This window comes from Micromonospora sp. NPDC005291 (assembly GCF_040607415.1).
Taxonomy (GTDB): Bacteria; Actinomycetota; Actinomycetes; order Mycobacteriales; family Micromonosporaceae; genus Micromonospora.
On the sequence record NZ_JBEXGR010000009.1, the window covers coordinates 105,140 to 117,289 of the forward strand.

The following is a 12,150-nucleotide window of genomic DNA, read 5'->3' on the forward strand; positions in this document are numbered from 1 at the left end:
ACATACGGGGGAGGGGTGGCACAGTAGCGTTCGTGACCAGCACCTTCCTGATTATTGCGACCTAGCGCGCCGGCCCTCCCCTCCGCCGAGCGCGCAGACCTCCCGCATCCGTGGGGGGTCTTTTTGTTGCTCCGAGAAAGGATCCTGATGACGTTCCAGGTCTACGACACGACGTTGCGCGACGGCGCCCAGCGTGAAGGGCTCACCTACTCGGTGGTCGACAAGCTGGCGGTGGCCCGGCTGCTCGACGAGTTCGGCGTCGGCTTCATCGAGGGCGGCTGGCCGGGCGCGGTGCCCAAGGACACCGAGTTCTTCCGCCGGGCACGCACCGAGCTGGACCTGCGGAACGCCGTCCTGGTCGCGTTCGGCGCCACCCGCAAGGCCGGTGTCGCGGTCGCCGACGACCCCCAGGTGCGCGCCCTGCTGGACGCCCAGACCCCGGCGGTGGCGCTGGTCGCGAAGGCCGACACCCGGCACGTCGAGCGCGCGCTGCGCACCACCGGCGCGGAGAACCTGGCCATGATCCACGACACCGTCAGCCACCTCGTCCGCGAGGGCCGACGGGTCTTCGTCGACGGCGAACACTTCTTCGACGGCTACCGGCACGACCCCGCGTACGGCGCGGCCGTGGTCCAGACCGCGCTGGCTGCCGGAGCCGAGCGGATGGTGCTCTGCGACACCAACGGCGGCATGCTGCCGTCCCAGGTGACCGCCGTGATCGTCGACCTGACCGACAAGCTGGGTCTCGACCCCGGGCTGCTCGGCATGCACGCCCAGAACGACACCGCCTGCGCCGTGGCCAACACGATCGCCGCCGTGGAGGCGGGCGTCCGCCACGTTCAGGGCACCGCCAACGGGTACGGCGAGCGCCCGGGCAACGCCGACATCTTCGCGGTCGTCGCCAACCTTCAACTCAAGCTGGGCATGCCCGTCCTACCGGAGGGCTGCCTGGCGCAGATGGTGCGGGTCTCGCACGCCATCGCCGAGATCGCCAACATCGCCCCCGACACCCACCAGGCGTACGCCGGGGCCGCGGCCTTCGCTCACAAGGCGGGGCTGCACGCGAGCGCGATCAAGGTGGACCCGTTGCTCTACAACCACGTGGATCCGTCGGTGGTGGGCAACGACATGCGAATCCTGGTGACCGAGATGGCCGGCCGGGCCAGCGTCGAGCTCAAGAGTCGCGAGCTCGGCCTGGACCTGGCCGGCAGTCCGGAGGCGCTGACCCGGGTCACCAAGCGGGTCAAGGAGTTGGAGGCGGGTGGCTGGTCCTTCGAGGCCGCGGACGCCTCCTTCGAGCTGCTGGTCCGCTCCGAGTTGCCGGAGGGGGGTCCGGCCCGACCGTTCACGCTGGAGTCGTACCGGGTGTTGGTCGAGCACCGCGAGGACGGCGCGGTGGTCTCCGAGGCGACCGTCAAGATCCGGGTACGCGGTGAGCGGGTGATCGCCACCGCCGAGGGCAACGGTCCGGTCAACGCGCTCGACGAGGCGCTGCGGGTGGGGCTGGCCCGGCACTACCCGCAGCTGCGCCACTTCGAGCTGGCCGACTACAAGGTGCGCATCCTGGAAGGCAGCCACGGCACCGGCGCGGTGACCCGAGTGCTCTTGGAGACCGCTGACGGTGCCGGCCGCGACTGGACCACCGTGGGCGTGCACCCCAACGTCGTCGAAGCCAGCTGGCACGCCCTCATCGACGCCCTCACCTACGGTCTGGCCCCGGCCCCCGTCTGACCCGGCCCCGCGATCTTGCACTTACTGTCGCCCGTTCGCGGCTTCTGCACCCGATGTCGGGGCAGTAAGTGCAAGATCGCCGAGGGGGTTCAGGGGGTGGGGAGGCGGAGGGTGGCCAGGACGGGGCGGTGGTCGCTGCCGGGTAGGGCGAGCACCCGTACCGAGCGGACCGCGATGCGGCGGTCGACCAGGACGTGGTCGATGGTGACCGGCGGGATGAGGTCACCGTCGTACGGGCCCCAGGTGCCGATCAACCCCTCCCCGGCGGCGTCGGCGGCGTCGACGTAGCCGGTGCGCAGCAGGGCTCGTAGCGGGCTGTGATCGAGGGTGGCGTTGAAGTCCCCGGCGAGGATCTGCAGGCCACCATCCGGGGTGGCCGGGGGCTGTGCGGTCAGGTCTTCGCGCCAGGCGTCGACCTGGTCCAGCGCGTACGGCGCCGAGGGGTGCGCCGACTCGACGCGCACCGGTGGCGCGCCGGGGACGGCCACCGTCCCGTACGCCTGACTGAAGCCCCACCCGCCGAGGTTGTGCCGGACGCCGGCGTCGGTGATCGGCCATCGCGAGTAGACCCCGGAGCCGGGCGTCCCGATCTGCGGGTTGAGCTGCCGGTGGGGCAGCAGCCGGTCGAGCCCGAGTCGATCCAGGGCGGCCTGCGCGTCCGGGGTGAACTCCTGCACGGTGAGCACATCCACCTCGTGTCGCCGGACCAGCTCGACCAGCGTCCGCGCGTCGCCGACGCCAGCGAGCAGGTTGGCGGTGAGCAGGCGCACGGTCGGGCCGGCCACCACCGGCTGCGGGGCGGCCAGCGCTCGGGGTGCGACGGCGCCGAGCAACGCCACCGCCGCCAAGGCCGCGACCGCCGCCGGCCACCAGCGCCGCAGGGCGAGGGCGAGGGTCAGAGCCAGCACACTGAAGCCCGCGGCGTACGGAGTGAAGGCGAGCGCCTGCACCAACGGCCCCCGGTCCAGGCCGGCCAGCCGGACGGCGGCCCAGGCGGTCGCTGGGACGACCATCAACCAGGAGAGCACCGTGCCGAGCCGAGCACTGCGGCGTCGGGTCGGCGCGGGTGGCGCAGGCGGAGCGGGTGGCGCGTCGACGATCACAGCGGTCAGCCTAGCGGAACCGTTCGCGCCATTTCATGAATGGTGATGCGCTCACATTTCACAATTATCTGACGGCTGACCGACAGGTCGACAAAGCGAGATCAACTATTGACGCTCGGCTTTTTCCGGTGCTACGTTCCACCTGGCCTAAACGACGCAACTCTGAGTAGTAAGCCCAGCTCAGGCCGGATCTAGATCGTTGAGAAATCAACCTCACCAGGTGCGCGTGGGAATGCTTCTTCCGGTCTCATTGTCGTCGTCCACCTATTTATAGGCAGTCATCCGTCCCGCCCCGCGGGTCGGCCGAATCCGCACGGTCACACAAGGGGGACCTGTCATGAAAACATCCTTCCGACGCAAGGTGGCAGCGATTTCGTTCGCCGTTCTGGCGCTCAGCCTGGCCGGTGGGGGCATCGCCGTCGCACAGCCGTCGGCGAAGGCGCCGCAGGAGGCCGTCCAGCCTGCGGCACGCGGCACGAACGCCCAGCCGCCGGTCACAGCCGAGTCGGCACGCAAGGCGAAGGCCGCGCTGAAGGCCAACTCGACGCTCGTCGCCAGCACCAACATCGTCGTCGTCAACGCCAACGGCACCAAGGCGCGCGGCGTCGGCACCGTGATCAAGTACGGTGCCGGCCAGTACGAGGTCCAGTTCGGTCAGAACGTCACCGTCGGTGTCTACGTGGCCACCATCGGCCGCGGTGACGCCTGCTGTGTCCCGCCGGCCGGCGAGATCTCGGTCGCGCCCCGGCTGAGCACGCCGAACGCGGTCTTCATCCAGACCCGCAACTCGGCCGGCACCCCGACCGACCTGGGCTTCCACCTGGTCGTCCACCTCCCCTGACCGACTCGACGTCCGGCCCCCGCGCCTCGTGCGCGGGGGCCGCGCACTGTCCGGGTGCCGCTGTCCCGATGATCGTTGGCAGCTGCGCGACCCGACACGCCGAACGCCGCCCCGCTGGGCTGCCAACCATCGGCCGGCCTCGCCGACGCACCGTGGCGGCGACTCGTGTCGGCTCGCGTTTGCCGTGTCGACTCGTGCCGATCGTCACCCGTACGCGCGGCTCATCCCTGTTCGGGTCACCTCGGGCCGGTCCGGGCCGCACAATCCGACGTTTGCCGGGCACCTGCCCGGGAAGCAAGCACCGTGACGGACATCTCGGACACCCTGGCCAGCCAGCCCAGCTCGGTCGATCCCGAGCCGACCGGCGTCGAGCTGGAACAGACCCTCTTCGAGGTCAAACGCGTGATCGTCGGGCAGGATCGCCTCGTCGAACGCCTGCTCACCGCCTTGGTCGCCAACGGGCACTGCCTCCTGGAGGGGGTACCCGGCGTGGCGAAGACGCTGGCCGCGCAGACCCTCGCCACCGTGGTCGGCGGCACCTTCTCGCGGATCCAGTTCACCCCGGACCTGGTCCCCTCCGACATCGTCGGCACCCGGATCTACCGGGCCTCGAAGGAGACCTTCGACATCGAGCTGGGCCCGATCATGGCCAACCTGGTGCTGGCCGACGAGATCAACCGCGCCCCGGCCAAGGTCCAGTCGGCGCTGCTGGAGGCGATGGCCGAACGGCAGGTCTCGATCGGCGGGCGGAGTTGGCCCGTCCCGGAGCCGTTCCTGGTGCTGGCCACCCAGAACCCGATCGAGTCCGAGGGGGTCTACCAGCTCCCGGAGGCGCAGCGCGACCGGTTCCTGATGAAGGTGGTGGTCGACTACCCCAGCGACGCCGACGAACTGGCGATCCTCTACCGGATGAGCACCGACCGGCCGAGCCCGCGCCGGGTGCTCGACGCGGAACGGCTGCGGGACCTCCAGGCCCACGCCGAGAGGGTCTTCGTCCACCACGCGTTGGCCGAGTACGTGGTGCGGCTGATCCTCGCCACCCGTGACCCGGGCCGGTTCGGGCTGCCCGAGATCGCTCCTCTGCTGGCGTACGGGGCCAGCCCACGGGCCACCCTGGGACTGGTCGCGGCCGCTCGGGCACAGGCGCTGCTGCGCGGGCGGGAGTACGTGCTGCCCGAGGACGTTCGCGACCTGGCCGTGGACGTCCTCGCCCATCGGCTGGTGCTCTCCTTCGACGCGGTGGCCGACGGGGTGTCGGCCGAGAGCGTGGTCCGTCGGCTGGTGGAGGCGGTGCCACCGCCCCGGCTGGCCACCGGGCACCCGCAGCAGGTCCAGGACCTGGCGGCGGCATGAGGCGTACGAGCACAGCGCCGGTCGCCGCGCCAGCCGACCCCGGCCTGGCCGAGCTGACCCCGGACCAGCGGCTGCGCCGCCTGGAGTTGACCGTCACGCGTCGACTGAATGGCCTGCTGCACGGCCAGTACCGTGGCCTGCTGCCCGGGCCGGGCAGCGAACCCGCCGGCAGCCGGGAGTACCGGCCGGGCGAGGACGAGGTCCGTCGGATGGACTGGGCGGTGACCGCCCGTACCGCCGTGCCGCACGTCCGGCAGGTCGACGCCGACCGGGAACTGACCACGTGGCTGCTGGTCGACGGCAGCGCCAGCATGGAGTTCGGCACCGCCGAGTTGGACAAGCGGGAGTTGGCGGTGGCCGCCGTCGCGGCGGTCGGTTTCCTGACGGCGGGCGTCGGCAACCGCCTCGGTGCCCAGGTGCTGCGTGCCGACGGGGTACGCCGCTTCCCTGCGCGCAGCGGGCGTACCCATCTGCTTTCTCTGCTCCGCACGCTGCTCGCGGCCCCGCGCGCCACCGCGCCCGACGATCGGCCGGGGCGCGAGTCGATGGCCAGGCCGCCGGATCTGGCGGACGGGCTCGACGCGCTGGAGCGGATCGCGAACCGCCGTGGGCTGGTCGTGGTGGTCTCCGACTACCTCGACGGGCTGCCCGACCACCCTGACCAGCCGGCGCCCTGGGAGCGGACCCTGCGCCGGCTGGCCGCCCGGCACCAGGTGCTGGCGATCGAGGTGACCGACCCGCGTGAGCTGGAGCTGCCGGACGTCGGCCTGATCACGCTCGTCGACCCGGAGACCGGCCGCCGCCGCGAGGTGTGCACCTCGGACCGTCGGCTGCGCGAGCGGTACGCCGAGGCCGCCGCCGTCCAGCGCGATCAGGTCCATCAGGCGTTGCGTCGCAGCGGGGCCACCCACCTGGCGCTGCGCACCGACGGGGACTGGAGCGCGGACATCGTCCGGCACGTGCACGCCCAGCGTCGGCTGGCCGCCGCGCCGGCCGGTCAACGACGGGGAGGTGCCGCGTGATCTGGCAGTCGCCGCTGCGACTCTGGCTGCTGCTCGGCGTGCTCGCCCTGGTCGTCGCGTACCTCGTGATGCAGCGCGGACGCAGCCGGTACGCGGTCCGCTTCACCAACCTGCGGCTGCTGGACCGGGTGGCGCCCGAGCGGCCCGCCTGGCGTCGGCACGTCCCGGCCGGGCTCTTCCTGGCCATGCTGGCGCTGCTCGTGGTCGGCTTCGCCCGCCCCAGCGCCGAGGTTCAGGTGCCCCGGGAACGCGCCACGGTGATGGTGGCGGTGGACGTGTCCACGTCGATGCTCGCCACCGACGTGGAACCGGACCGGCTGGCCGCCGCCAAGCAGGCGGCCCGGCGTTTCGTCGAGGGACTGCCCGACGAGTTCAACGTGGGTCTGGTCGCCTTCGCGGGCAGCGCGGCCGTGCTCGTGCCGCCGGGTACCGACCGGGACGCCCTCGACGAGGGCATCGGCCGGCTCGCCGAGGGGATCACCGGCGTGCAGGGCACCGCGATCGGCGAGGCCATCAACACGTCGCTCGGCGCGGTCCGGAGCCTGGACAGCGAGGCCGCGAAGGAACCGCCACCGGCCCGGATCATCCTGCTCTCCGACGGTGCCAACACGTCCGGGATGGACCCGATGGAGGCGGCGGCGGAGGCGGTGACGGCGGAGGTGCCGGTGCACGCCATCTCCTTCGGCACGCCGTCCGGGTTCGTGGACCGAGGTGGGCGGCCCATCCAGGTGCCGGTCGACGGGCAGACCCTCAAGGCGGTCGCCGAGGAGACCGGCGGGATGTTCCACGAGGCCAGCACCACCGATGAGCTGCGCGCCGTCTACGACGACATCGGCAGCTCGGTCGGCTACCGCACCGAGCGGCAGGACGTCTCGGCCCGGTTCATCGGCCTCGGACTGGTGTTCGCCATGGGTGCCGCGGCCGGCTCGATGCGCTGGTTCTCCCGGCTGCCCTGAACGCCGCGCACAACTGACGTCGACCGTGAGGAGTACGCATGGCAGTGCAGACCGGACTGGGCGAACCGCGCGGTCCCTGGTTCATCTCACCGGAACTCGACCCGGACGGGCGCGGGTGGTGGGACGCGCCCGAGCGTGATCCGGGCGGGCGACGGCCTCGGCGGTTGCTCGCCGCGCTGGCCCTGGTGGCGGTCTCCGCCGTCTCGGGCGCCGTCGCCGGTGGCGTGGTCGCCGGACGGGACGGGGCTCCGGGCCCGGCTGCGGCGTCCGCCGCCCCGGTGCCGGCCGAGCTGGTCACCGCGGCCGAGCGGACCGTACCCGGGGTGGTGTCGGTGCTGGCCGGCGGTGCGAACGGCGGGTCCGCGACCGGCTCGGGTTTCGCCGTGGACGACCAGCAGCACCTGATCACCAACGATCACATTCTGGCCAAGGGGGGTGGCGGGCCGGTGACCGTGGAGCTGCCCGACGGCCGCCGGTTCGCCGCCGAGGTGGTCGGCCGGGAGCCGCGCAGCGACCTGGCGGTGCTGAAGGTGCCGGCATCGGCCGGTCTCACCCCGTTGCCGCTGGCCAAGCCGGGCGCGACCCGGGTCGGTGAGCCGGTGCTCGCGGTGGGCTCGCCGCTCGGCCTGGCCGGGACGGTCACCGCGGGCATCGTCAGCGCGTTGGACCGCCAGGTACGGCTGGGCGACAACCGGCACAGTGCGGTGCAGACGGACGCGTCCATCAATCCCGGCAACTCGGGTGGGCCACTGGTGAACGCCCGCGGGGAGGTGGTCGGGGTGAACACCGCCATCGCCACCATCGACGGAAACGGATCGATTGGTATCGGGTTCGCCATTCCGATCGAACAGGTGCAGCAGACCGCCGACACGATCATCGGCAAGGGTGGCTGAGCTGCCCGGACAGCTTGGCGACGGTCACTGGGAACGCTGCCACTGTCAGATATCCGGCGCGACAGCATCGAGCCATGGAGATATCGCGGTCGGTATGGACAATGGCGGAGGTGGAGCGTCCTCTTCTCACGGTCCTCCTGCTGGTGGGCCTGGTCATCGGATGTGCAGTGGGGTCGGCGTACGCCCGGGCACGACGCGGGTGGACCGATTACCAGACCGTCAAGAAATCGGTGCCGGGCGTCCGTCGAGGCGCCTGGTCGCTGATCCGCGGGGCCGCCGTGAAGGCCGGGGTGATCGCGCTGCTGCTCTTCGGCGCGGTGGCGTACGCCGCGGTCGGCTCCGACGATGAGACCGCCGGGCCGGCGCCCAGCCCGTCTCCGACGCAGAGCGAGCCCCCGCACCGATGATCCCCGACGGGTCGTCGCGGGTTAGCCTCGGGGTGTGGACGACGGACTGCGGGTGACCGACCGGTGGGTCGTTCCCGCCGGGGAGCTGCGGGAGCGCTTCTCCCGCTCGTCGGGGCCGGGTGGGCAGGGCGTGAACACCGCAGACTCCCGGGTCGAGTTGAGCTACGACCTGGCCACCTCGCCGTCGGTGCCCGAGTGGCTGCGGGCGCGGGCGCTGGCCCGGCTGGCCAACCGCCTGGTCGACGGCGTGCTGACGATCGCCGCCAGTGAGCACCGGGCCCAGCTGGCCAATCGGGAGGCGGCCCGCGCTCGGATGACCACGCTGCTGCGTGAGGCCGCCGCACCCCCACCGCCGCCCCGGCGGGCGACCCGCCCGTCCCGTGGGGCCAAGGAGCGCCGGCTGGCCGAGAAGAAGCGCCAGTCCCAGCGCAAGCGGGACCGCCGCACCGACGACGACTGACCCGGCTCAGGCCGGGACGGCAGCGAGCAGCCGGTCCCGCAGCACAGCTGCCCGGTCGGCGAACGCGCGCTGCGCGACCGCGTACTCCGCCCGCCCTTCCGGAGTCTCCACCCGCACCGGCGGATAGCCGAGCGCCGCCAGGTCGTACGGGCTGGCCCGCATGTCCAGCGTGCGGATCTCCCTGGCCAGGTCGAACGTGTCGGCCACCAGCTCCGAGGTGACCAGCGGGGACAGCTTGTACGCCCACTTGTAGAGATCCATGTTGGCGTGCAGGCAGCCCGGCTGCTCGTGTGCGTGCTGCGTCTCCCGGGTCGGGGTGAGCAGGTTCAACGGCCGGGCCGGCGGGGTGAAGAACCGGAACGCGTCGAAGTGGCTGCACCGTACGCCCCGCTCCTCGACGACCGCGGCGGTCCGCTCCGGGGTCAACCGCAGCGGCCAGGCGTTGTGCCGCAGCTCCTCACGGGTCTGCCGGTAGACCATCGCCCACTCGTGCATCCCGAAGCAGCCGAAGTGCGCCGGCCGCCCGGCAGTGGCCGCCAGCAGGGAGCGGATCCAGGCGATCGACTCGCCGCGCCGCGCGCGTACCGCCTCGGTGTCGAGGGTGACCCCGGCGGTCGTGGCGCGGTAGTCCCGGCCGAACTCGGCCGGGTCGGCGTCGCGCAGCTCGACCCCGGCCCCCGGATGCCAGCGACGCAGCTGGGCCGGGCGGTGCGAGTAGTAGGTGAACAGGAAGTCGGCCACCGGATGCCGCTCACCGCGCCGTCGGCGGGCCAGGTGCGGGGTCAACCAGACGTCCACCCGCTCCTCGTGGGCGCGCCGGCGGGCGTGCCACTCCGCCACGTCGAGCACGGCAGGGGCGAGGGCGGCGGTCACGCACCCCAGGGTACGACCGCCGCCCGCCCCGCCGGTCAGGGCATGTGCACCCGGACACCGGCCGAGAACACCCCGCTGCGCAGCTCCAACTGCTGGGGCGGGTCCCGCCCGTCGACGGTGAAGACCAGCGGGAACACCATCCGAGTGCCCGCTGCCATCGGGTCGGCGAAGACGTCCCGACCCAGGTTGGCCGCTCGCGTGGCCGGCTCGTCGGTGCTCACCCAGCGCCCGCCGGGCAGGTACGCCCGTTGCAGCTGGCTGTGCCAGGGTTGGTGGTCGCCGGTGACGTTGCGTACACCCACGGTGGCCTCGCAGCGTCGACCGTTGGCCGGTGGCGCACTGCCGCCGTTGGCCTTGCCGGCGGTGCCGGGCGCGCCGCAGGCCATCCGGTACACGGTGAACTCGAACGCCGACTCACGCAGCGGCACGCCCACCGGCCCGGTGACCCCGGTGCCCATCCACGCGCCGCTGGTGGGCTGCTTCTGCGTGTCGATCTCCGAGACCTGCCGGGTCGCCGTCCATCCCGCGGTGCCGACGATGCCGGCCAGCACCGCCACGGCCGCACCCACCAACAACCAGACCGGCGGGGTACGCCGACGTCTCCCCGGGTTCGGGGCAGCCGGGCGGGGATAGATCGTCCCGCGGCCACTGTCGGGCCCGCCGCTGGTGGCCAGTGCGGCAGCCGTCACTCGACGCCCGCGCCGACGTCGCCACACCCACACCAGAGCGGCGCTGATCAACAGCAGGATCGCCAACCCGCCGAGCAACACCGGGTACCGGCGCCAGGGCGGCGCCTCGGTGATCTCCGCCGCCGGTGCCGCCGCGGCCATCCAGGTGGCCGTGGCGCAGTCGTACGGCCGGCTGCCGTCACTGGTGAACGCGCACGTCGGTGCGGTCAGCGGCTGGCCAGGCGCGGTCGCGGCGAGCGCGGTGCCCAGCGTGGTGGTGCTGTGTGCCGGCAGCCGCAACCGCCAGGTCACCTCGGTGGTGGAACCCCCAGCCCGGGTGGACTGGCCGCCGCCGCTGATCGCGGTCGGCGACGAGCCGGGCGGCAGCTCCTGTCGCACGGTGGTGTCGATCGGGGCGTTGCCCACGTTGCGCACCTGGATCCGGTACCTCGGCGCCGGGCTGCTCTCCGGGGCGACCGCCACCGTGACCTGTTGCGGAGGTGCCGATGCAGGTGCCCGGGAGGGTGGTGCCATCGCTGGTGGCGCCGATGGCGGGGTGGGCTCCGCGGTCACCCGCGCGACCACCGCGACCGGTGACTGAGCCGCCGTGGACGGCATGGCGGTCGGCCCCGCGGCTGTGTGCTGCGGTGTGGCCGTGGGTGGTCGTGGTGTGGTGACCGGTGGCCGTGGCGCGGCCGCCGCCTCCGGGGCCGCCGTCGGCAGGGCCGGCACGGCCGCGAGGATGCCGAGGCAGTGCACAAACACTGCGAGGGCTCTGTGGTGTCGTGTCGATGCAGGCATACGAACGAACCTCCGGAGCCGACGCTAGGGGCGGGCTGCCTCCGTGCGGGTACGAAGTGGGGAAGCGCGCCCCGGTCACCCCCAGCCCCGGTAAGGTGCCGCGCGCTGACGCTTTGAGCACACCCGACGGCCAGTCCTGGCCGGTGAGGGTCTCGGCGGGGCTAGATTGGCCGGGTGCGTATCGCTCGTTTTGCCCATGCCAAGGGAATGTCGTTCGGTGCCGTCGAAGGCGAACCGGAGGCCGGGCCGCAGGGCCTGACCATCGCCGAGATCGAGGGCCACCCGTTCGGCAAACTGTCCTTCAGTGGGGCCCGTTGGGCCCTCTCCGACGTTCGGCTGCTCTCGCCGATCCTGCCCAGCAAGGTCGTCTGCGTCGGCCGCAACTACGCCGACCACGCCGCCGAACTCGGCAACGACGTGCCCAAGGAGCCGCTGCTCTTCCTCAAGCCGTCCACCTCGGTGATCGGCCCCCGGGACGCCATCCGACTGCCGATCTTCTCCAAGCAGGTCGAGCACGAGGCGGAGCTGGCGGTCGTGATCGGGGCTCCGGGCGCGCGCCGCGCCGACCGGGCCGCCGCCGAACGCGCCATCTTCGGCTACACCTGCGCCAACGACGTCACGGCTCGGGACCTCCAGCGCTCGGACGGGCAGTGGACCCGGGCCAAGGGCTTCGACTCGTTCTGCCCCATCGGCCCGTGGATCACCACCGGTCTGGACGTCTCCGACCTGGAGATCCGGTGTGAGGTGGGTCGCAACCCGGAGGAGATGGAGGTTCGCCAGCTCGGCCGGACGAAGGACATGGTCTTCGACGTGGCCGGCCTGGTGTCGTACATCTCGCACGTGATGACGTTGCTGCCCGGCGACGTCGTGCTCACCGGAACTCCGGCGGGGGTTAGCCCGCTCGTCGAGGGGGATACGGTCACCGTGCGGATCGAGGGCATCGGCGAGCTCACCAACCCGGTGGTTCCCGTCGCCTGATCTGTCGGATGCCCCTGTTTCCGCAGCTCACGGGTGGTTCGGGGGGATCGGATTTGGCCTGCCG

General features: G+C 72.3%; 12 protein-coding genes. 9 read left to right on the forward strand and 3 right to left on the reverse strand.

What is annotated here, in order from left to right:
• Positions 1–147 precede the first annotated feature (147 nt).
• Positions 148–1,731, forward strand: coding sequence for a citramalate synthase (gene cimA / locus ABZT18_RS15125; protein WP_354997445.1), 1,584 nt, complete (start codon positions 148–150; stop codon positions 1,729–1,731).
• Between the two features lie 89 nt (positions 1,732–1,820).
• On the opposite strand, the gene ABZT18_RS15130 is transcribed toward cimA, so the two are convergent.
• Complete coding sequence (locus ABZT18_RS15130; RefSeq protein WP_354997503.1) at positions 1,821–2,744, reverse strand: endonuclease/exonuclease/phosphatase family protein; 924 nt, start codon at positions 2,742–2,744, stop codon at positions 1,821–1,823.
• Positions 2,745–3,171: 427 nt separating this feature from the next.
• Between ABZT18_RS15130 and ABZT18_RS15135 the strand changes: the two genes are divergently transcribed.
• The 7 genes from ABZT18_RS15135 to arfB all read left to right on the forward strand — a co-directional run bounded on the left by ABZT18_RS15135 (position 3,172) and on the right by arfB (position 8,766).
• Positions 3,172–3,675 carry a hypothetical protein gene (locus ABZT18_RS15135; RefSeq protein ID WP_354997446.1) on the forward strand — a complete coding sequence of 168 codons (504 nt, stop codon included), beginning with the start codon at positions 3,172–3,174 and terminating at the stop codon, positions 3,673–3,675.
• 303 nt (positions 3,676–3,978) lie between these two features.
• Complete coding sequence (locus tag ABZT18_RS15140; protein ID WP_354997447.1) at positions 3,979–5,028, forward strand: MoxR family ATPase; 1,050 nt, start codon at positions 3,979–3,981, stop codon at positions 5,026–5,028.
• On the forward strand, positions 5,025–6,050 hold the full coding sequence (locus tag ABZT18_RS15145) for a DUF58 domain-containing protein (protein ID WP_354997448.1): 1,026 nt from the start codon (positions 5,025–5,027) through the stop codon (positions 6,048–6,050). The genes ABZT18_RS15140 and ABZT18_RS15145 overlap by 4 nt, the downstream gene beginning before the upstream one ends.
• Positions 6,047–7,006 (forward strand): VWA domain-containing protein, encoded by a 960-nt coding sequence (locus ABZT18_RS15150; protein WP_354997449.1) that lies wholly within the window; start codon positions 6,047–6,049, stop codon positions 7,004–7,006. Before ABZT18_RS15145 ends, ABZT18_RS15150 begins: the two co-directional genes overlap by 4 nt.
• 38 nt (positions 7,007–7,044) lie before the next feature.
• On the forward strand, positions 7,045–7,899 hold the full coding sequence (locus ABZT18_RS15155) for a trypsin-like peptidase domain-containing protein (protein WP_354997450.1): 855 nt from the start codon (positions 7,045–7,047) through the stop codon (positions 7,897–7,899).
• Positions 7,900–8,000: 101 nt separating this feature from the next.
• The gene (locus ABZT18_RS15160; protein WP_354997504.1) at positions 8,001–8,306 is read left to right on the forward strand and encodes a hypothetical protein; all 306 of its coding nucleotides are present in this window, start codon (positions 8,001–8,003) and stop codon (positions 8,304–8,306) included.
• A gap of 34 nt (positions 8,307–8,340) precedes the next feature.
• Entirely contained in the window at positions 8,341–8,766 is a 426-nt protein-coding gene (arfB, locus tag ABZT18_RS15165; RefSeq protein ID WP_354997451.1) for an alternative ribosome rescue aminoacyl-tRNA hydrolase ArfB, read from the forward strand.
• A gap of 6 nt (positions 8,767–8,772) precedes the next feature.
• Here the strand turns inward: arfB and ABZT18_RS15170 are convergent, their stop codons facing one another.
• Positions 8,773–9,639, reverse strand: a complete 867-nt coding sequence (locus ABZT18_RS15170) for a 3-methyladenine DNA glycosylase (protein WP_354997452.1) — start codon at positions 9,637–9,639, stop codon at positions 8,773–8,775.
• Between the two features lie 35 nt (positions 9,640–9,674).
• The gene (locus ABZT18_RS15175; protein ID WP_354997453.1) at positions 9,675–11,108 is read right to left on the reverse strand and encodes a hypothetical protein; all 1,434 of its coding nucleotides are present in this window, start codon (positions 11,106–11,108) and stop codon (positions 9,675–9,677) included.
• 174 nt (positions 11,109–11,282) lie between these two features.
• Here ABZT18_RS15175 and ABZT18_RS15180 point away from each other — a divergent pair, with 174 nt between their 5' ends.
• On the forward strand, positions 11,283–12,086 hold the full coding sequence (locus ABZT18_RS15180; protein WP_110562480.1) for a fumarylacetoacetate hydrolase family protein: 804 nt from the start codon (positions 11,283–11,285) through the stop codon (positions 12,084–12,086).
• The last annotated feature ends 64 nt before the right edge of the window (positions 12,087–12,150 follow it).

Excerpts from the sequence above, each read along its gene's own strand:
- cimA (WP_354997445.1), top strand. The coding sequence starts at position 148 with ATGACGTTCCAGGTCTACGACACGACGTTGCGCGACGGCGCCCAGCGT.
- ABZT18_RS15130 (WP_354997503.1), bottom strand. The coding sequence starts at position 2,744 with ATGGTCGTCCCAGCGACCGCCTGGGCCGCCGTCCGGCTGGCCGGCCTG.
- ABZT18_RS15135 (WP_354997446.1), top strand. The coding sequence starts at position 3,172 with ATGAAAACATCCTTCCGACGCAAGGTGGCAGCGATTTCGTTCGCCGTT.
- ABZT18_RS15145 (WP_354997448.1), top strand. The coding sequence starts at position 5,025 with ATGAGGCGTACGAGCACAGCGCCGGTCGCCGCGCCAGCCGACCCCGGC.
- ABZT18_RS15155 (WP_354997450.1), top strand. The coding sequence starts at position 7,045 with ATGGCAGTGCAGACCGGACTGGGCGAACCGCGCGGTCCCTGGTTCATC.
- ABZT18_RS15160 (WP_354997504.1), top strand. The coding sequence starts at position 8,001 with ATGGCGGAGGTGGAGCGTCCTCTTCTCACGGTCCTCCTGCTGGTGGGC.
- ABZT18_RS15175 (WP_354997453.1), bottom strand. The coding sequence starts at position 11,108 with ATGCCTGCATCGACACGACACCACAGAGCCCTCGCAGTGTTTGTGCAC.